The organism is Candidatus Vesicomyosocius sp. SY067_SCS001 (genome assembly GCF_014706615.1).
In the GTDB taxonomy this organism is placed as follows: Bacteria; Pseudomonadota; Gammaproteobacteria; order PS1; family Pseudothioglobaceae; genus Ruthia.
Genome location: NZ_CP054877.1, coordinates 325,526 through 347,078, shown reverse-complemented (window position 1 = coordinate 347,078; position 21,553 = coordinate 325,526). Strand labels below are relative to the sequence as shown.

Here is a 21,553-nt window from a genome sequence, read left to right as displayed (position 1 = left end):
TTTAAAAACGCCAAAAAGATTTGTGTAACAACGCTATTAAGGTTAATACTTCTAAGCGTCCTAACAACATTGAAAAACTTAGAATCCACTTTGCTGCATTGCTAATACCACCATAATTAGCAGAAACATCACCCAAGCCTGGACCTAAATTATTAATAGAAGCCGCTGCTGCTGAAAATGCACTAACTTGTTCAAGGCCAGAAAACATAAGCATTAACATAATCATAACAAAGGCAATCACATATAAAGAAAGAAATCCCCAAACCGATACTAAAGTATTCTCAGAAACACTTTTTTGATTAAGTTTAATATTAATTTGTGCATTAGGGTGTATAAATTTTTTAATTTCCTGCATGGCTAATTTAAACATTAGCAATATTCTAACAACTTTAATGCCGCCTCCAGTAGAACCAGCGCAAGCACCAATAAAACTAACAAAGATTAAAAATACTGGCAACACAAATGGCCATAATGAAAAATCTGTACTAACAAACCCTGTCGTAGTTACCATAGAAACACTTTGAAATACACCATATCTAATTGACTCCTCAATGGTTTTATAATAACCTGCATCAAACAAATAACTTGATATTAACATAATTGATATACCTAAAATTAACAAATAAGTTTTAAACTCAGAATCTTTCAAATAAATAAAAATATTATTTTTACGCCAAACAAGAAAATGCAGTGAAAAATTAATACCTGCTAATAACATAAATATTATTGCTACTAATTCAATTGCATAAGAATTAAAATAACCAATTGACACATCATGAGTAGAAAAACCACCAATAGCAATAGTCGAATAACTATACCCAATTGCATTAAATACATCCATACCTGCAAAGTAATAACTAAATGCACAAGCAACAGTAAGACTGATATAAATTTTCCATAATGCTTTAGCTGTTTGAGTTAGTTTTGGCGTAAGTCTTTCTTTAGAGATGCCGCTTGATTCTGCATGATAAAGTTCCATACCACCAACGCCTAACATTGGTAAAATTGCAACCGCTAAAACAATAATACCCATACCACCAAGCCACTGCAACTGCTGACGATAATACAAAAGTGCTTTAGGCAAACCATCTAATCCAGAAAGCACTGTTGCACCTGTAGTTGTTAGCCCTGACATAGATTCAAAAAATGCATCACTAAAGGACATTTCTAAAGACGTTGATAATAAAAATGGTGTGGTAGCAAATAAAGATAATACCAACCAAAAACTCACTACTACTAACACACCTTCACGAATTCTGAAATATTTAGTTGAATTTTTAAAAGGCAACCATAAAACAAAACCACTTAATAGTGTTAAAGAAAAAGCAGTTATAAAATATGAGGTTTCATTCTGAGCGTAAATATAATCAACAATAATAGGTGGTAATTGAGTTAAACTAAACAACATTAGCAATAAACCAACAGTTTTAAAAACAATACTAAACTGCATTTTTAACAATCATTAATCAAAATACCCTTCAAATAACTTTTCAACTTCATGAATTTTACTCACATCAGTCAATACTAGTAATACATGATCGCCTTCTTTAATGATCAGTCTCCGTGACCCCATAATTACTTCATGGTTTCTAACAACTGATCCTACAACCACGCCATTTGGTAAATTAATTTGTTCAATTGTTTTACCTACAACATCTGAATGATACTTATCGCCATGTACAATTATCTCAATTGCCTCCGCTTTACCTTGGCGTAATGAATACGCCGTCATAGTATCACCTTTACGAATATGTGCCAAAATACCGCCAACAGTAATTTGATCAGGTGATATGACCATATCCACATCTTCACTTTGTTCGGCTAAGTCTTCATACACATTACGCTTAACCAAAGCAACTGTTTTATAAGCGCCTAAACGCTTGGCTAAAATTGAAACAATAACATTAATTTCATCAGAATCTGTTAAAGCTAAAAATAAATCTGTATTTTCAATACCTTCTTCTAATAATAATTCTTCATCAGAAGCATTCCCTAAAAGCACTAATGTATTTTCAAGCTCATCAGCAATTTCATTAACACGCTGCTTATTCATCTCAATAACACGAATACGATGATCTTTTTCTAAAAACTTTGCTAAATTAAGACCAATACGTCCACCACCTGCAATAATAATATTTTTATAAGTTCTATCTTCACGTCTAAATTGTTTAATCACTTTAGAAATACTAGCTTTTTTAGTCATAAAATAAACTCGATCACCATCACGAATGACCGTCTCACCTGATGCTGGAATTGCCCTACTATTACGATACAAACTTACAATTCGTACCCATGTTTTTGGTAAATGCTCATGTAAATCCTTAATCGGATGTCCTACAATTGGAGTTCCTTTATAAGCTCTAGTTTCAACCAATTGAACCAATCCATTTTCAAACTCAAATACTTGTTCAGCACCAGGTTCCTCAACCATACGTTTAATATAATTAGTCACCAACTCTTCAGGTGTAATAACAAAATCAATTGGAATAGCATTAGGTGAAAATAACTCTTTTCTATGCAAATATTCAGCAGTACGTACACGTGCAACTTTCTTCTCGACTTGATATAAAGTATGTGCCATCTGGCAAGCCAGCATATTACCCTCATCAGAATGAGTAACTGCAATAACCATATCCATATTTTTAATATCTGCCTCTTCTAGAATATTAGGGTACGAGGCATGGCCACACACAGTTTTAATGTCCAAATGACGTTGTAAATTCAATAAATTAGACTCATCTTTATCAATAATAGAAATATCATTATCATTATCTAAAGCTAAATATTTAGCAAGTGTTGTTCCAACTTGCCCTGCACCTAAAATTAAGATTTTCATATTATTTTATTTTTTATCAATGCCTAAATCTTTTAACTTGCGATATAAAGTGGTTCTTTCTAACCCTGCAAATGCTGCAACCTTAGCAATGTTATGATTATTCTCTTTTAAATGATGATTGAAATACTGTACTTCAAAAATATTTCTTGCCTCTTTAAGAGGTACATTAAACTCAATGTTATTAACATTATATCTAGATTTTTCTAGTACTTGCTCAGATAGAATTTTACGTATCAATGGCAAAAAATCATGCAATGGTTTTTTCAAAAAATCAACTGCACCAAATTTAATTGCTTTAACCACATCTTGATGTTCTGCATGCCCAGACATCATCACAATCGGTGTAGAAAAATCAGCTTGAGTCCATTCTTCTAATAATGACATACCATCCTGACCAGGCATCCAAACATCCATCATGACCAAGTCAAAAGACTGGTCTTTTATAATAGTTTTAGCTTGATTAGCATTAGCTGCAAGAACCACGTGATAATTAACATCTTCCAATATATCCATCATTGTTTCAGCATTAATATTTTCATCATCAATAATAAGAATACTACCAATGACTAATACATTATCCATAACTTTTCCTTTTTGTTTATCCCTTACAATCAAATTCAATGGTAATCATAGCACCGTTTGGATTAATATTACTAGCAAATATTTTTGCTTTGTGTTGTTTAATGATATTCTGCACGATCGTCATCCCAAGACCACCACCTTGAGCTTTAGTCGTAACATAAGGTTCAAACACTCTATCAAGCACATGTTTATCAAAACCATCACCATTATCTATGATACTTAAACGCACAATAGCCTGTTTTGGTAAATACTCTGTTATAATTTTAACGTTTAAATCACGTCCGTCAATCATAGCTTCACTAGCATTTTTCACTAAATTAATCAATACCCTAGAAATACTGTTACTATCTAAGAACAATAGCGGGATATTATTATTCAAGTCTAAATCAATATTCATTTTACTTATGTCATCATAAAGTGAAATAGATTGGTTAATTAATGCATTGAGATTACAAGGCATTCTTTCAACCTGTGGTGTATTAGCATAATCAGCAAATGCACTCAACATGACATCCATAGACTGAACTTGATGAATAATAGTATTTGTAGTCTTATTAATAACATCTAAATCTTTACCTTCTAAAGACATTAAAAATCGATTCCTAAGACGTTGAGCAGATAATAAAATTGGAGTTAATGGATTCTTAATTTCGTGTGCCATACGCTTCGCCACCTCTCCCCAAGCAGCTTTTTTTTGAGCTCTATTTAATTTCGAAATATCCTTAATTATAATCACAAAACCCAAAGTTTCATTATTATTTTTAAGTGCCGCCCCTTGGCACGATAATAACAAATGTCGATCAACTAAAGTAATTTCAATCTCTTCGCTCCACTCGCTTTCACCTTGTTTAAATTTATCTTGTGTCATTGAAAATAAAGGTTTTAAATTTGAACAACACTCAACAATAATATTACATTTTTTACCTATAAATAGCTTCTCATCTTTAATGCCTAACATGGCACCAACTACTGGATTAATAAGACGTATTTTCCTATTCTGATCAAGCGCAATTACACCATAAGAATATTTTAGAATTGTCTCTAAATACAAATTATGCGTATCTAAGTCTTCACGAGAAGCTTTTATTTGTCTAGACATAGTATTAAATTGTTCAAGTAAACTACGTACATCTTCACTTTCTTCTTGTTTAACAATACGTACATCATAATTACCTTTGGCGATTTCTTGAGCAGCAATGGATAAATTATTAAGTGGCTTCATCAACCGTTCAATCATACGAAAAACCACCATAATCGCACTAAGTATTGCCAACAATATTGTAGATGAAAAATCAATCATAAAACGTTTTTGAGTAATTGAGGTGTTAATTTCAAACTTAATATTTTGTGCTGCACTAGCAAATCCTCTAACTTGAGACAAAAATCCCAAAAGTCCTGGATCAGTCGCATACACCACATCAATCACAAATATATCTTGACTTGATACATTGAAGAGATAACGTGTTGACATTTTCACTTGAATAACATTTGCAGTTTCATCTTCATTAATCATACGTGGTTGCGCACCTAACAACGGCTGCTCTTTAATCGCCATACAATTAGTAACATTTGCTGTTTTGGCAACCATTTCTTCTTGAGCGTTTAATAATGTAATTTGACAGGCCCAACCTTTATCAATCAAACCATCAAGAAATATTTGCATACTTTGTGCATAATTTTTAACATCTTTTTGGAAGCTTCCAAAGGAAGTAATTAAAGTTAACAATCTTTTTGTTTGCTCAGTATAACGTTCATCTCTAATTTTTTGCACACCACTATACAAACCATTAACCTGTTGAATAAAATTTTGACTGAAAACATTAAAAGCTTTCTCTGAATCTTTCACATTATTTTGAATCGTTTGAAATGAAAACATATAAAAAGATAAGACTGGCACAATAACCAAAACTGGCACAATTTTAACAAATGACCAAGTAAACTTGGAGCCTACAACATCACCTTTAACATCACGTTTAAGACGCAATACATCTACATAAACATAATAAACAGCAACCAAACTCATAATGATATTAAATCCAACTAAATATCCCCACCAGTGTGCAATAAAATCAGGGTTGAGTCCTAAATAAAAAGTGCCAGAAATAGACAGTAAAAAAATAAGCACCCAAATCCATGCTGGCGGCGTCTTTTTTAAACTCAAATATTGGTTAAGGACCATACAAAATAGTGCAAACAATCATATTTTCTTAAATAATTATCGCATACAACTACAAAAGTTATTCATTAAAAATAACTCAAATAATTCGACTTATTATCTATGTATCCAAGTTTATCAAATCACTACTGTAGTGCGTTTATAGTGAAAGCTTATTTCATTCTAAATAAATTCTCTTTTAATAGCAACCAAGAAACAATGCAAGGTGTTAAAAACTAATTTTTAACAAAATAAAATATAATATTCAGGTTATTACTTAATAAGTACGTCAAAAAATATTTTCAGAAATACTAAAAACCATATTATTACATTAAAAATTAGCCAAAATAGTAACAAAAGTTATCAATATAATTCACGTTAAACACATTTTTATATGAATATTCACAACTAAATAAAATTGACATTGATATTTATAACCACATATTACTAATAAAATTGATATAAAATCATTATAATAATAGACAATAAAATTATTGCTAATGGCAAAATATTAATTGATTTTTATTCATGGTGACTGATCAGTTATTTTCTTAACAGACTAGCACTTTAATCTTACTATTAAAGAAAAACTTAAAAATGCAAAATAGTTTAAAACCAGTTTCAGCAGGTAATATTCCTGATGAAGTAAATGTTATTATTGAGATTCCAGCAAATTCATCACCCATTAAGTATGAAATTGATAAAGAGACAGGTGCAATGTTTGTAGATCGTTTCATTTCAACACCTATGTTCTACCCTTGTAATTATGGTTTTGTACCAGAAACATTATCAGATGATGGTGACCCAACTGATATTTTAGTAATTACACCTTATCCATTAATTCATGATAGTGTCATTAAAGCACGCCCAATTGGAATTTTATATATGACTGATGAAGCAGGAAAAGATTCAAAAATATTAGCCGTGCCTATTGATAAATTATGCAAATCTTATCATGATATTAAATGTATTAATGATGTAGGCATTACTCTTAAAAAACAAATTGAACATTTCTTTACTTACTACAAAGATCTTGAAGAAGGGAAATGGGTGAAAATTGATGGTTGGGGTAATTCTATTAAAGCCAAAAAAGAGCTTCAAGCTTCTTTTAACTATTACTATCAATAATTTTTTCCAAATTGGATCAGGTAAATATCGAGGTAAAAAAATTAATTTTCCTTACTCTCCTGTTTTAAGACCCACATTAGGAAGGATACGAGAAACCTTATTTAATTGGATTCAATTCGAGTCATACAACAAAACCTATTTGGATTTATTTACTGGTAGTGGTGCGTTAAGTTTTGAAGCATTATCACGTGGAGCTAAACAAGTTATTAGCTTTGAAAAAGACTACTACACATATCAAAATTTACAGAAAAATAAAGCACTATTAAAAACAAATAAAATAAATATTTTTAATCAAGATGCACTAAACTTCTTATCCCATAAAAGCACACAAACCTTTGATTTTATTTTTTTAGACCCTCCTTTTAATAAAAATTATCTACCAAAAACCTTAAAAGCGCTTATAAATGGTAATTATATTACCTTAAATACGAAAATCTATATAGAATCTGAATTTAAAATTTCAGAAAATATAGTGGCCAAATGGTTATCAACAAATATTCAAATTAATAAACAAAACCACGCAGGGAAAGTACACTATTGCTTAATAACTTTATTATAAAACTTTGATTAAATTTACATTATTATGAAAAAAATCGCAATTTATCCAGGCTCATTTGATCCAATTACTAATGGCCATGTTGATTTAATTAAACGAGCTAGTAAATTATTCGACAAGATTATCATTGGCGTTGCTCAAAATAGTAAAAAAAAAGCTTTTTTAAGTATTAATGATAGAATTGATACAATCACTACTGCACTTGAAGATATTAACAATATTAGAATATTAAGTTTTGACACATTATTAGTTGACTTTGCAAGTTTGCAAAACGCGCAAGTAATCTTACGTGGATTACGTACTATTAGCGATTTTGAATACGAATATCAACTCTCAGGTATTAATAAACATCTCAATCCTAACATTGAAACTCTATTTATCACCCCTACCGAGCAATACGCTAATGTTTCTTCTTCTTTAATAAAAGAAATTATAGCATTAAAAGGCGATATTAATGTTTTTGTACCTGCATCAGTAAAAACACTACTTAAACATCGCTTATAATTTTTTTAACCTTAATCCTTGAAAAAAAAAACGCCCATCCATATATAGGACGTATATTAAACTTAAGGAGTAAAAAATGTCAAAGATTATCGGTATTGACTTAGGTACAACTAATTCATGTGTAGCTATTATGGATAGTGGAAGCGTTAAAATTATTGAAAATTCTGAGGGTGATCGTACCACTCCATCTATTATTGCTTATCCTAAAGATTCTGAAGAGGTTCTAGTTGGTCAAGCAGCAAAACGTCAAGCAGTTACCAATCCTGAAAATACACTATACGCAATTAAGCGTTTAATTGGTCGTCGTTTTGAAGAAGATGCTGTACAAAAAGACATTGATCTCGTACCTTATAAAATTGTTAAAGCTGATAACGGTGATGCTTGGGTTAAAGTTAAAAACAAAAAAATGGCTGCTCCTGAAATTTCAGCAAAAGTCATTGGTAAGATGAAAAAGACTGCTGAAGATTATTTAGGAGAAGAAGTAACCGAAGCAGTTATAACAGTTCCTGCTTACTTTAACGACTCACAACGTCAAGCAACCAAAGATGCTGGTAAGATTGCAGGTCTTAATGTTAAACGCATTATCAATGAACCAACTGCAGCAGCTTTAGCTTATGGTGTTGACAAAGTAAAAGGTGATAAAACCGTTGTTGTATATGACTTAGGTGGTGGTACATTTGACGTTTCTATTATTGAAATGGAAGATATTGATGGTGAAAAACACTTTGAAGTACTTTCTACTAATGGTGATACTTTCTTAGGTGGCGAAGATTTTGATCAACGCATGATTGGCTATTTAGTAGATGAGTTTAAAAAAGAACAAGGTGTTGATCTAACCAATGATCCTATGGCACTGCAACGTCTAAAAGAAGCAGCTGAAAAAGCTAAAATTGAGCTATCTTCTTCCGAACAAACTGAGGTCAATTTACCTTACGTAACTGCAGATGCTTCAGGCCCTAAACATCTTAATATTAAAATCACTCGTGCTAAATTAGAATCATTGGTTGAGGACTTGCTTAAACGTACTATTGAGCCATGTAAAACTGCACTTAAAGATGCAGATTTATCTACAGGTGATATTGACGAAGTTATCTTAGTAGGTGGTCAAACACGTATGCCTAAAGTCACAAAAATGGTACAAAACTTCTTTGATAAAGAACCTAAAAAAGATGTTAATCCTGATGAAGCAGTAGCTATGGGGGCTGCCATTCAAGCAGGCGTATTAGGTGGTGATGTTAAAGATGTATTATTGCTAGATGTAACACCATTATCTTTAGGTATTGAGACAATGGGTGGAGTTATGACTAAATTAATTGAAAAGAATACAACCATTCCTACTAATGCATCACAAATTTTCTCGACAGCAGCTGATAATCAATCTGCTGTAACCGTACATGTATTACAGGGTGAACGTGAAGTATCAAGTGCCAATAAATCATTAGGTCAATTTAACTTAGAAGGGATTAATTCAGCCCCTAAAGGTCAGCCTCAAATTGAAGTAACACTTGATATTGATTCTGATGGTATTTTAAATGTATCTGCAAAAGATAAGAATACCGGTAAAAAGCAATCAATTACGATTAAAGCATCATCTGGATTGAGCGATGAAGAAGTCGAAAAAATGGTTAAAGATGCTGAAGCTCATGCTGATGAGGATCAAAAGTTCCAAAAACTAGTAACCAGCAAGAACATGGCGGATGCTTTGATACATTCAACCAAACAAACTTTAAATGAACTCAAAGATGAGATCTCTACTGATGAAAAATCAGTGATTGAAACATCTATTACAGATCTTGAAAAAGTCATTAAAGGTAATGATAAAGAAGCTATTGATCTTAAAGTTAAAACATTAAGTGAAAAAGCACAACTATTAGCTGAAAAAACACAGACTAAAGCAGGTGTTAAAAACACTCCTCAAGAAGAGAAAAATGCTGATGATGTAGTTGATGCTGATTTTGAAGAGGTTAAAGACGATAAATAAAAAATTTAACACCTAAAAATCTTCACTAATAAACAACACTTGAAGAAGGTTATTTTAATAATAAGGCAAATATGTCACAAAGAGATTTTTACGAAATACTAGGTATTGCAAAAAATACAGACGTTAAGCAAATTAAAAAAGCTTATAAACGCTTAGCAATGAAACACCATCCTGATCGAGTTAAAGATAACAAAGAGTTAGCTGAAAAAAAATTTAAAGAAATTCAAAAAGCATACGCTATTTTATCTGATACCCAAAAACGTCAAGCATATGATCAATTTGGACATGCTGGTATTAATGGTAATGCAAACGCCACTAGTGGCGCATCATTCAGTAGCAGCGGATTTGGAGATATTTTTGGAGATATTTTTGGTGGTGGTTCTCAACAGTCAAATAATCGTGGATCAGATTTACGTTATGATTTAGAAATCGATTTAAAAGAGGCAGCACAAGGTACTACTGTTAAAATTCGTATTCCAAAAAATGAAACTTGCGATACTTGCTCAGGTACTGGTGCAAAACCTGGCACTAATGTTAAAACATGCTTAACTTGTGGTGGTGCAGGACAAATACAAATACAACAAGGATTTTTTGCCGTTCAACGTCCTTGTAGTACTTGTTCTGGTACAGGTCAAAGAATCGAATCAACTTGTAGTAATTGCCATGGAAAAGGTGTAGTACATAAACAAAAAACACTATCTGTCAAAATACCTGCAGGGGTAGATACAGGTAATCGAATTCGTTTAAGCGGCGAAGGTGAGGCGGGTGTTAGAAGTGGTCTTAGTGGTGATTTATACGTACAAATTCATGTTAAAAAACACGCTATTTTTGAACGCCAAGATAGTGATTTATATTGCGAAGTACCTATTGACTTTGCAACTGCGGTATTAGGAGGACAAGTTGAGGTCCCTACACTTGACAATAAATTAAACATAAAAGTCCCAGCAGGTACACAAACTGGAAAACTATTTCGATTACGTAATAAAGGAATCACCCATCTTCAACATGGTGGTTCTGGCGATGTTATCTGTAAAGTTAAGCTTGAAACACCTATCAATCTTAGCAAAAAACAACAAGACTTACTACAAAAATTTTCAAACTCATGTGGTAAAAAACATCACCCTGAATCAAACTCTTTCTTTGGTAAAATGAAATCATTTTTTGAATAAATTAGATAGTTCAACCTCTTTATTTTTTAAAAAATGCTTTGTTATAGACTCATTTTCATACAAAAAATTTTATTTATATCATAACCAACTTTGTTGTAACTTACAATGTAACTTACAACAGTGTAAAATTTATAAAAATTTTTCTGGGAAAAATTTTTATAAATCACTCTAATAATTACATCACCATTATTAATGCTATCGTGTTAAACATTACAAGTAAAGCCAGTAACTGAATTCTTTAATTTTTTACCATATTAAGTTCTTATTACCTTAATACTGTATAATCACTCATAAATGTATAATACATTTATGACCTTCATATCTGTAAGTTTTTACTGTAGCTAATTAAAAAGGCATCCAAAGTATTCTTAAATTTATTTACTAAAAAACCTTAATCTATTGCTAACGAGTTTAAATAAATATTTAACTGCACTTATCAATATAAGTTTTTATTTTGGTAAAATTCACTAATAAGTTGTCTAGTTCCAAAATAAATAATAAAAGGAAAATTAACCTAATTATAAAAATACTAAAGTCAAATAACAGGAGAATACTTTAAAATTATATAATATAAACAATGCCTAAGTTACTAGCATTAAAAATCAATTATTTTGAATGAAATTAAACACACTTATAAACATATAACCATATAACCATATAATCATATAACCATATAACCAATTATTTTAATACACATAAACTATGGAAATTAAACAAATTAGAGCAAGAGAAGTTATCGATTCTAGAGGCAATCCAACCGTTGAAGCGGATGTTATTCTTAATGACGGTACAATCGGTAGTGCAATGGTTCCATCTGGAGCATCAACGGGTCAAAAAGAAGCACTAGAATTACGTGATGAAGATAAATCACGTTACCTAGGTAAAGGAGTTTTAAAAGCTGTTAAATTTGTCAATACAGAGATTTGTGATACCTTAATTGGTTTTGATATTGATAATTTAAGCAAGATTGACCAGGCAATGATTGATTTAGATGGCACTAAAACCAAATCAAGATTAGGTGCAAATACCATTTTATCGGTTTCATTAGCAGCAGCTCATGCTAACGCTAATAGACAACATAAACCATTATATGCATCACTAAACCAAGTAGTAAACTACAAACTTCCTGTGCCTATGATGAATATTATTAATGGTGGAGAACATGCTAATAATAATATTGATATCCAGGAATTTATGATTATTCCTGTAGGTGCACCAAGTTTTAAGGAAGCACTACGCTATGGTATTGAGGTGTTCCACCATTTAAAATCAATATTAGAAATTAAAGGCATGAGTACCACTGTAGGTGATGAAGGTGGTTTCGCCCCTAATTTAGCTTCAAATGAAGATGCTATTAAAATTATTTTAAAAGCAATTAATAATGCAGGATATAAATCAGGTAAAGATATTTTTATCGGTATTGATGCAGCAAGTTCAGAATTTTATGATAATAATAACAAAACTTACAATCTAATATCTGAAAATAAATCATTCAACTCTGAAGAATTTGTTAATTATTTAGCAAAATGGGTAGAAAACTATCCAATTATTTCAATTGAAGACGGTATGGATGAAAATGATTGGAATGGCTGGGACTTATTAACTAAGAAACTCGGTGATAAAGTTCAATTAGTTGGTGATGACTTATATGTAACCAATAGTAAGATCTTAAAACAAGGTATTGAGAGAAATATTGCCAATTCTATTTTAATTAAAGTAAATCAGATTGGCACACTAACTGAAACATTTGCAACCATAAAAGTAGCAATGAATGCTCGCTACACCTCAGTTATGTCACACAGATCTGGTGAAACTGAGGATACCACCATTGCTGACTTAGCAGTAGCTTATACTTGTAGTCAAATCAAAACTGGCTCTCTTTCTCGCTCAGATCGGTTAGCAAAATACAACCGACTTCTTCGTATTGAAGAAGAATTAGGAACACAAGCAGTTTATCCAGGACTAAATGCTTTTAATCATTTAAATTAAACTTGTTATTTTAATATAGCAAATTAGTACAATTGGATTGGAATCACTCTCAACTTTTTGGCTTAGTATTATACTTTTTGGATTGATACTAAGTTCTGCATTTTTCTCTAGTACTGAAACATCAATGATGGCAATTAATCGCTATCGACTTAAAGTCTTAAGTAGAAACAATAAAAACGCAAAACGTACCGAACATTTACTTAATAACTTAGACAGTCTAATTGGAACAATCCTATTAGGAAATAACTTAGTTAATATTTTTGCCTCTAGTATTACTACAATACTAGCCATTAAACTATGGGGCGAAGGCTCAATTGTATTAACCTCTTTAACATTAACTTTTATTATCTTAGTTTTTGCAGAAACAACACCAAAAACATTTGCCGCTAAAAACCCTGAAAAAATTGCTTTACCAGTTTCCATTATCATTGAGTCGTTAATCAAAATATTTAAACCTTTTGTTTGGATAATTGCTCAATTATCCAAAATAATATTGACAATATTTAGTATACAAAGTGAAACAAACAATAATCTTGTTAGCTCAGAAGAGTTAAAAATGGTGGTTAGCGATGCTAAACCTGTTATTGCTTCTAATTATCAAAAAATGTTACTAAATATTATTGACCTAGAAAAAGTTAAAGTCGAAGATATTATGATTCCTAGACACGAGTTAATTAGTATTGATATTAACAAACCTGATAAAATTTTAAAACAATTACAACGTATACAACATACTAGGCTTATCACTTACGACACATCAAGTGACAATATTACTGGTGTATTGCATATGCGCGATATTGTAAATCTATATGCTAAGGGCAAATTCAGTATTGACAATGCGTTAGCATTGATTCACAAGCCTTATTTTGTACCAGAAGGGACTAGCCTTGCTCAACAATTGGCACATTTTCAACAACAAAAAAGACGACTAGGTTTAATTGTAGATGAATATGGAGAGGTACGTGGCATGATCGTATTGGAAGATATTTTAGAAGAAATTGTAGGACAGTTCACTTCAAACCAAAATGAGAGTATTGATGAAATTACCAAACAGAAAGATGGTAGTTACTTAGTTGATCCTAGAATTAATATACGAGAGTTAAATAATTTATTACGATTAAACTTATCCGTTACTAACGCAAAAACCTTAAATGGCTTAATTTTAGAAACATTACAAAGCATTCCAAAACGTGATGTTAGTTTAAAAATTAACAACATACTAATTGAAATTATACAAATTTCTAACCAAACTATTAAATTAGTTAAAATAACTAAATTAGAGCCTGTCCCATTTTAACTATTTCAGTTTCTTTTAAAATAAATTTATTAATTTGGTTTGACATCAACATAATTACAGTTGAACCCATATTAAACCGACCCATTTCTTCGCCTTTTTTAAGTTCAATAGCTTGATTTAAATAAGAAAAATGCTGTATCCGTTTTTGGAAAGGTGGATTAATTTGACCATGCCAAACAGTTTCCATTGAACCTACAAAAATAGCACCTACTAAAATAAATGCACACAAACCAAATTTAGTCTCAAAATAACATACAACACGTTCATTCCTAGCGAATAATCCATCTATATTTTCAGTAGTAACTTGATTCACTGAAAACAAATCACCTAAAATATAGCTCATTGAAATTAATTTGCCATCATAAGGCATATGAATACGATGATAGTCTTTAGGAGATAAATAAATAGTAGCAAAAAATCCTACTTTAAACTCAACACTTCTAATATCATTACACAATAATTGTTCAACATTATATCTATGATTTTTAGCCTGGATAATCTGAGTGTTATTAATATTTCCAACCTTCGATACTCTACCATCAACAGGGCAAATAATCAAACTTTCAGCAATCTTTCTAGCATCTGGTTTTAATTCTCTGGTAAAAAAATCATTAAAACTCTGATAATCTTTAATATTTTCACGTACTGCTTCGGATAGATTGACCTGATAATACTTAACAAACCAAGTAATAAAGCTATTTTTGAACCAACTATTTTTAATGCGTGCAAAATAAAACATTAACTTTGATAGCCAATGCTGAGGAATAACATATTGCCACCAAATCATAATTTTTACATCATCTTAGATTGAATAAATGACAAAGCATCATCAAATTTTACTTCTATTTTATTTATCTTATTTCTAGCTTTATATTCCACATTTCCATTGTCAGCATGAGTATCACTAATCACCATTCTGTGTGGGATACCAAGTAATTCAGAATCAGCAAACATAATACCAACATGCTCTTTTCTATCATCCAACAAAACATCAATACTTGCCTTAATAAACTGCTGATAAAGCTTATCAGCCAAGGCTTTTACACGAGTAGATTTATTATAATTAATCGGTACAATAACAATTTGAAAAGGTGCAATCGCTTGAGAGAAAACAATCCCTTTATCGTCATGATTTTGTTCAATAAAAGCTGCAATAATACGAGTTACACCAATACCATAACATCCCATTGTGGTTGTGACTGCTTTACCAGATTTACCAATAACATTAGCTTTCATAACACTAGAATACTTAGTACCTAGCTGGAAAATATGTCCTACCTCAATACCACGCTTAATCATCAACTTTCCTTTTCCATCTGGAGAATAATCCCCATCTACAGCATTACGTAAATCAGCATTAATAAATTTAATACCTTGCCAATTAGCACCTATTAGATGATAATCACACTCGTTTGCACCACAAACAAAATCACACAACACACTAGCTGAATAATCAACAATCAAATCAATATCTAAATTATTAATACCTATAAAGCCTTTCTTTAAGCCTAAATTCTTAATTTCATTATTTGTTGAAAATTCAAAATCACCAAATAAATTATGTATCTTAATTTCATTTAACTCATGATCACCACGTAACGCTAAGGCCTTAAAGCCATCTTTAGTTTTAATAATCAAAATTTTAACGCAATTTACCTCTTTAACATTCAAAAACTTAGAAACATCTTCAATACTAGTTTTTTCCTTAGTTAGAACTTTTGATTCAATCATTGTAGACTGACAAGTTTTTTCTTGTTTAGAAAAAGTTACTTTTTCAATATTAGCTGCATAATCTGACTCATCTGAAAAACAAATAGTATCCTCTCCGCTGTCTGCCAATACATGAAATTCATGTGAAATATTCCCCCCAATTGAGCCAGAATCTGCCAAAACTGTACGATAATCAAGGCCTAACCGATCAAAAATATTACAATAAGCTTTATACATAACCTCATAAGTTTCTTGTAAAGAGGCCTCGTCAAGATGAAATGAATACGCATCTTTCATGATAAATTCACGCATACGAATTACTCCAAAACGAGGACGAATTTCATCTCTAAATTTAGTTTGAATTTGATAAAAATTCATTGGAAATTGCTTATAACTACGCAAATATTGCATTGCCAAATGCGTAATCACTTCTTCGTGTGTTGGTCCCAAACAAAATTCACGTTGGTGACGATCGGTAAAACGAAATAATTCAGCACCATATTTATCCCACCTACCAGATTCTTGCCAAAGCTCTGCTGGTTGCACAATTGGCATTAATATCTCTTGAGCACCTGATTTATTCATTTCTTGTCGAATAACATTCTCAACTTTTTGTAATACTCTTATCCCTATTGGTAAATATGAATACAAGCCCAATGCTAATTTAGAAATAAGTCCTGCACGAATCATTAATTGATGCGATATAATTTTTGCATCATTAGGCACTTCTTTTTGAGTCGGGATTAAAAGCTTCGTTGTTTTCATCTATAATGACGAGAAAAACATTCAATTTTACATATGATCGATATTCAAACACTTTTAATTTGGGCAATTCCAATACTATTTGCAATTACTGTACATGAAACGGCGCATGGTTGGATTGCCTCAAGACTAGGGGATCATAGCGCTAAAATAATGGGCAGACTAACGCTTAATCCTATCAAACATGTATCCCTAATTGGTACTATTTTAATACCTGCTTTTTTATATGTTACTTCAGGATTTATTTTTGGTTGGGCTAAACCTGTACCTATTAATTTTAATGCACTTAGATCACCCAAAAAAGACATGCTTTGGGTAGCAATTGCTGGACCTGTGTCAAATTTAATCATGGCAATTATATGGCTAATGATAATTTTACTAGCAATCACAATTAACTCTCAAATTCTAATTGAAATGGGGCAAGTGGGCATTCAAATTAACTTGATATTAGCAGTGTTTAATCTATTGCCATTACCGCCACTCGACGGAGCTCGTGTAATAAGCTCATTACTACCAAGAAAATTATCTTATCAATACAATCAGTTAGAACCTTATGGTTTATATATTTTATTAGGATTATTATTCTTAGGTATATTTCAATGGATTGTCTTTCCTGTTGTGAAAATTATTCAACAATTTATGTTTAATATAACTGGTCTCATTTAATAAAAAACAAACTTACTTCAACACATTTATAACCAATATGGTACTCCATAAGTATAAGACTCCATACCTTATCGAATTTCAAAAAGATTACTTAACAAATCAAATAAAATTTATATATCAGCATCTTCTGACTTACGAATTAATAATTACATAAGAAATTGTGTAATTATTACATTATCTTGCTTATCTTTTCACACAAACTAAATTTCTCTTAATCAATTCAAAATATAACTCAACTAACAAACTATAAGTTGTAAACTTCTAAAAAAATTAACCAGGATAATGAGAAATAATCATTGCCATTTCTTGTGCCAATTCATTAAAAATCAACATATTAATGTCTTCATTTTAGATGAACTAATAATACTCAAATCATAAAATTAGCCAATTACATTTACCTTATTTGAAGAATTTAACCACACACAACAAATAATCTAAAATAACCAAAATAAATATGACTTTTTTTAAAGTAACTTCTTTCTAAGTAATTCATTAACTTGTTTAGGATTAACCTTACCATTAGTAAGGTTAATAATTTTACCTACAAAGAATCCTAAAATCTTGTTATTACCCAATTTAAATTGGGATACTTGTAATGCGCTATTAGCAATAACTTGTTCTATAATTACCTCAATTTCGCCTATATTAGTCATCTGTTTTAGACCTTTGACTCGAATAATCTCATCTGCACTATTTTTACTATCCCACATATATTTAAACACATCTTTAGCAGTCTTTACAGAAATGGTGTCATCACTAATACGGCTTATTAATAATGATAGAGATTGTGCGGTAATAGGTGAGTTTTGAATGTCAATTTGATGCTTATTTAAAGCAGCTGATAATTCACCCATAATCCAATTAGCACAAAGCTTAGCATTAACAATATTATTTTCAAGCATTACTTCAAAATAATCAGCCAAAGATTTTTGGGAAGTAAGTACATCTGCATCGTATTCACTTAAACCTAATTCTGCAACAAACCTTATTTTTTTCTGATCAGGCAATTCTGGTAAGGTTTGTTTAACTTTTTCTAATAATTCATTAGAAATCTCAACAGGTAGTAAATCTGGATCTGGAAAATAACGATAATCATTTGTTTCTTCTTTTAAGCGCATAGAACGAGTTTCATTTTTTACCGAATCATACAAACGAGTTTCTTGCACAACTTTATCACCCTCTTCAAGAATATCCTTCTGGCGCTTAACTTCAAAATTAATTGCACGTTCTAAAAATTTAAATGAATTAATATTTTTTAATTCTGCACGTGTGCCAAGTTCTTTTTGTCCCTTAGGACGAATAGAAATATTTGCATCACAACGAAATGAACCTTCTTGCATATTGCCATCACAAATATCAATATACTGAACTAGAGTATGAATTTTTTTAGTATAGGATACTGCCTCCTTAGCACTACGCATATCAGGTTCAGAAACAATTTCAAGTAGTGGTATTCCTGCACGGTTTAAATCAATCGCAGTATTATCATTAAACATATTATGTATGGATTTTCCTGCATCTTCCTCTAAATGTGCTCGTGTGATACCGATTACTTTGATTTGATTACCAAGAATTATTTCAATCTTACCCTTACCTACAATAGGCCAGTCCATTTGTGAAATTTGATATCCTTTAGGTAAATCTGGATAGAAATAATTTTTTCTATCAAATATATTACACTTATTAATATGTGCATTAATCGCCACACCAAATCTAATCGCCTTATTAACAGCTTCAACATTAAGAACAGGCAAAACACCTGGCAACCCCAAATCAACAGCACAAGCCTGTGAATTAGGCTTTTCACCATACTTAGTTAAAGCAGATGAAAAAATCTTAGATTTAGTATTTAATTGCACATGAATTTCTAAACCAATAACTGTTTCCCACTCCATATTAACACTCCTGTGGTATTCTTAAATGCCAGTCAGTTTGTAATTGAAATTGATGCGCTATATTCAGTAGTTTAGATTCTGACCAATAATTACCAATTAATTGTAACCCTACTGGTAAATCTTGTGCAAAGCCTACTGGAATACTCATACCTGGTAATCCTGCTAAATTGACACTAAGTGTATAAATATCTGCTAGATACATAGAAAATGGGTCTTTCACTGAGCCTAAATCAAATGCAGTTGTAGGAGATACTGGCCCCATAATTACATCAACTTTTTCAAATACTTTTTTAAAATCATTACTAATTAAATGACGTACTTTCTGTGCTTTCAGATAATAAGCATCATAATAACTTGTTGACAAAGCATAAGTACCAATCATAATACGACGTTTAACCTCTTCACCAAACCCTTCTGAGCGAGAATTAAAATATAAATCTTCTAAGTTTTTCGACTCCTTAGAGCGATGTCCGTACCTAACACCGTCTAAACGTGATAAATTTGATGAACATTCACAAGACGCAATAATATAATAAGTAGGAATAGCATAGACTGAATTTGGTAACGATACTTCTTTAACAGTTGCACCCATAGACTCAAACTCTTTAACAGCAGCCATAATATTATTAGCCACTTCATTATCCAAGCCAGATAAAAAGAATTCTTTTGGTAATCCGATAGTTAACCCTTGAAGCGAAGTATTAAGATTAGTCGTATAATCTGGAACTTTTTGTTCAGCACTGGTTGAATCTTTTTCGTCAAACCCAGCCATAACATTTAATACAATAGCTGCATCTTGTGATGTTTTAGTCATTACCCCCGCTTGATCAAAACTTGATGCATAAGCAATTATGCCATATCTTGATATCCGACCATAAGTAGGTTTTAATCCTGTGATACCACATAAGCTTGCAGGTTGTCGAATAGAACCACCTGTATCTGTTCCTGTAGCAAAACAACTTAATCCGCCCGCAACACTAGCTGCTGAACCACCTGATGAACCACCTGGTATTTTTGAATAATTCCACGGGTTTTTAACCGCATTATAAAACGAATTCTCATTACTAGAACCCATTGCAAACTCATCCATATTAGTCTTACCTAACATTACTAAATTTACTTGATTAAGCTTCTGACTCACAGTTGCATCATAAGGTGCTATAAAGGTATCTAACATTTTAGAACCCGCTGAGGTTTTAACCCCCTTAGTGCAAAAAATATCCTTATGGGCATATGGAATACCTGTTAATATACTTGCATTACCTAATGCAATTTTATCATCTGCTACTTGAGCTTGTTCTAATGCCAATTCATCAGTTACTGTAATAAAAGCATTCAGCCTTGATTGGTTAATACGATTTAAATAATATTGTGTTAATTCAACACAAGAAAAATCTTTATTTTTAAGGCCTTTACAGAGTTCAACAATAGTTTTTGTATGCATATTATTTAATAACAGTAGGCACTAAATAATAGCCATTTCTAATTTCTGGTGCAATTGATTGAAACAATGCTAACTGCTCTTCCTCAGAAACAACATCTTCTCTAAGACGTTGGAACGTATGTAATGGATGCGACATTGGTTCAACACCATTAGTCTCAACATTAGCCAATTGCTCAACTAAACTAGAAATAGCATTTAAGTTTTGTGTGTTATCCTTAAGTTGTGCCTTATTTAATGATAAACATGCTAGATTAGCAATTTGACTTACCTGATTTTCAGATAATAACACAACTACAACATCGGAATACTATTAAAAATTCTAAGCGGTTTAGAAAATGAGGAGCGTAAAATATTTAAATCACGCCGCATCCATTGCATAGAATTTTGCATGATTGCCATATTTTTGTTCATCTTCTCCATATTGATAAGCATTGGCTCTAAAACATCCATCTTCAAACTTACTTGCGTTAAATCTGCTGCAATAGAATCTAAATTATCAAGCTTGCTAGCAATAATATTCATATTTTTATTGACTTGTTGAAAATCTTTTTGCATATAAGCTACAGAAGTAGTCATTTTCCCAACAGTATATGACAGGCTATCAATACTTTTGACCATAGATGACATATTATCACCCATATCTGGATCCATTGAGTTGGCTAAACGTGTCATATCCGAAGTAATTGAATAAATCACAACAAAGAACCCCATAATAATAGCGCTAAATACTGCAAGTGCTGGCAAAAAAAACTTTTCAAACTTAGTGTCAGTGCGTTGATCTGCATGTTTTTCAACACTTTCAAGCATCTTTTCTAAATCTGAAATACTAGAAGTAATCATTACCTCATCATCTCCAACCTTTAGTTTATTTTTATCCAT

The 21,553-nt window shown here is 31.4% G+C and carries 18 protein-coding genes; 8 read left to right on the top strand and 10 right to left on the bottom strand.

The annotated features are described in order from the left end of the window. Nucleotide 1: 1 nt before the first annotated feature. The 4 genes from HUW60_RS01700 to HUW60_RS01685 are packed head-to-tail and all read right to left on the bottom strand — an operon-like array spanning nucleotide 2 to nucleotide 5,597. A complete protein-coding gene (locus tag HUW60_RS01700) occupies nucleotides 2–1,450 on the bottom strand; it encodes a TrkH family potassium uptake protein (protein ID WP_190600718.1) in 1,449 nt (482 codons plus the stop codon). Between the two features lie 12 nt (nucleotides 1,451–1,462). Beyond that, nucleotides 1,463–2,836 (bottom strand): Trk system potassium transporter TrkA, encoded by a 1,374-nt coding sequence (gene trkA, locus HUW60_RS01695; protein ID WP_190600717.1) that lies wholly within the window; start codon nucleotides 2,834–2,836, stop codon nucleotides 1,463–1,465. A gap of 6 nt (nucleotides 2,837–2,842) precedes the next feature. Next, the gene (locus HUW60_RS01690) at nucleotides 2,843–3,418 is read right to left on the bottom strand and encodes a response regulator (RefSeq protein ID WP_190600716.1); all 576 of its coding nucleotides are present in this window, start codon (nucleotides 3,416–3,418) and stop codon (nucleotides 2,843–2,845) included. Between the two features lie 16 nt (nucleotides 3,419–3,434). Beyond that, a complete protein-coding gene (locus HUW60_RS01685) occupies nucleotides 3,435–5,597 on the bottom strand; it encodes a sensor histidine kinase (RefSeq protein WP_190600715.1) in 2,163 nt (720 codons plus the stop codon). A 573-nt stretch (nucleotides 5,598–6,170) separates the two neighbouring features. On the opposite strand from HUW60_RS01685, the gene ppa reads away from it, so the two are divergent. The 7 genes from ppa to HUW60_RS01650 all read left to right on the top strand — a co-directional run bounded on the left by ppa (nucleotide 6,171) and on the right by HUW60_RS01650 (nucleotide 14,197). Beyond that, the gene (gene ppa, locus HUW60_RS01680) at nucleotides 6,171–6,701 is read left to right on the top strand and encodes an inorganic diphosphatase (RefSeq protein WP_190600714.1); all 531 of its coding nucleotides are present in this window, start codon (nucleotides 6,171–6,173) and stop codon (nucleotides 6,699–6,701) included. Beyond that, the gene (gene rsmD / locus HUW60_RS01675) at nucleotides 6,634–7,260 is read left to right on the top strand and encodes a 16S rRNA (guanine(966)-N(2))-methyltransferase RsmD (RefSeq protein WP_238924511.1); all 627 of its coding nucleotides are present in this window, start codon (nucleotides 6,634–6,636) and stop codon (nucleotides 7,258–7,260) included. The genes ppa and rsmD overlap by 68 nt, the downstream gene beginning before the upstream one ends. Nucleotides 7,261–7,284: 24 nt before the next feature. Beyond that, nucleotides 7,285–7,761 carry a pantetheine-phosphate adenylyltransferase gene (coaD, locus tag HUW60_RS01670; RefSeq protein WP_190600712.1) on the top strand — a complete coding sequence of 159 codons (477 nt, stop codon included), beginning with the start codon at nucleotides 7,285–7,287 and terminating at the stop codon, nucleotides 7,759–7,761. 76 nt (nucleotides 7,762–7,837) lie between these two features. Further along, nucleotides 7,838–9,742: a molecular chaperone DnaK gene (gene dnaK, locus HUW60_RS01665; RefSeq protein ID WP_190600711.1), complete on the top strand. Its 1,905-nt coding sequence runs from the start codon at nucleotides 7,838–7,840 to the stop codon at nucleotides 9,740–9,742. Nucleotides 9,743–9,813: 71 nt separating this feature from the next. Then, a complete protein-coding gene (dnaJ, locus tag HUW60_RS01660) occupies nucleotides 9,814–10,911 on the top strand; it encodes a molecular chaperone DnaJ (RefSeq protein ID WP_190600710.1) in 1,098 nt (365 codons plus the stop codon). 702 nt (nucleotides 10,912–11,613) lie between these two features. Beyond that, entirely contained in the window at nucleotides 11,614–12,900 is a 1,287-nt protein-coding gene (gene eno, locus HUW60_RS01655; RefSeq protein ID WP_190600709.1) for a phosphopyruvate hydratase, read from the top strand. Between the two features lie 37 nt (nucleotides 12,901–12,937). Continuing rightward, nucleotides 12,938–14,197 (top strand): HlyC/CorC family transporter, encoded by a 1,260-nt coding sequence (locus HUW60_RS01650; protein ID WP_190600708.1) that lies wholly within the window; start codon nucleotides 12,938–12,940, stop codon nucleotides 14,195–14,197. Here the strand turns inward: HUW60_RS01650 and asd are convergent. Both asd and HUW60_RS01640 read right to left on the bottom strand, forming a co-directional pair. Further along, nucleotides 14,172–14,984, bottom strand: a complete 813-nt coding sequence (gene asd / locus HUW60_RS01645; RefSeq protein ID WP_190600707.1) for an archaetidylserine decarboxylase — start codon at nucleotides 14,982–14,984, stop codon at nucleotides 14,172–14,174. The two genes, HUW60_RS01650 and asd, sit on opposite strands and share 26 nt — an antisense overlap. 5 nt (nucleotides 14,985–14,989) lie before the next feature. Next, nucleotides 14,990–16,672: a proline--tRNA ligase gene (locus HUW60_RS01640; RefSeq protein ID WP_190600706.1), complete on the bottom strand. Its 1,683-nt coding sequence runs from the start codon at nucleotides 16,670–16,672 to the stop codon at nucleotides 14,990–14,992. A 33-nt stretch (nucleotides 16,673–16,705) separates the two neighbouring features. On the opposite strand from HUW60_RS01640, the gene HUW60_RS01635 reads away from it, so the two are divergent. Next, nucleotides 16,706–17,335, top strand: coding sequence for a site-2 protease family protein (locus HUW60_RS01635; RefSeq protein WP_190600705.1), 630 nt, complete (start codon nucleotides 16,706–16,708; stop codon nucleotides 17,333–17,335). A gap of 464 nt (nucleotides 17,336–17,799) precedes the next feature. On the opposite strand, the gene gatB is transcribed toward HUW60_RS01635, so the two are convergent. From gatB to HUW60_RS01615, 4 genes are read right to left on the bottom strand one after another with little or no spacing between them, the layout of a single operon-like run. Beyond that, nucleotides 17,800–19,230, bottom strand: a complete 1,431-nt coding sequence (gatB, locus tag HUW60_RS01630) for an Asp-tRNA(Asn)/Glu-tRNA(Gln) amidotransferase subunit GatB (RefSeq protein ID WP_190600704.1) — start codon at nucleotides 19,228–19,230, stop codon at nucleotides 17,800–17,802. 1 nt (nucleotide 19,231) lies between these two features. Continuing rightward, a complete protein-coding gene (gene gatA, locus HUW60_RS01625) occupies nucleotides 19,232–20,674 on the bottom strand; it encodes an Asp-tRNA(Asn)/Glu-tRNA(Gln) amidotransferase subunit GatA (RefSeq protein WP_190600703.1) in 1,443 nt (480 codons plus the stop codon). 1 nt (nucleotide 20,675) lies between these two features. Continuing rightward, nucleotides 20,676–20,963 (bottom strand): Asp-tRNA(Asn)/Glu-tRNA(Gln) amidotransferase subunit GatC, encoded by a 288-nt coding sequence (gatC, locus tag HUW60_RS01620; RefSeq protein WP_190600702.1) that lies wholly within the window; start codon nucleotides 20,961–20,963, stop codon nucleotides 20,676–20,678. A gap of 2 nt (nucleotides 20,964–20,965) precedes the next feature. Next, a complete protein-coding gene (locus tag HUW60_RS01615) occupies nucleotides 20,966–21,553 on the bottom strand; it encodes a hypothetical protein (protein ID WP_238924509.1) in 588 nt (195 codons plus the stop codon).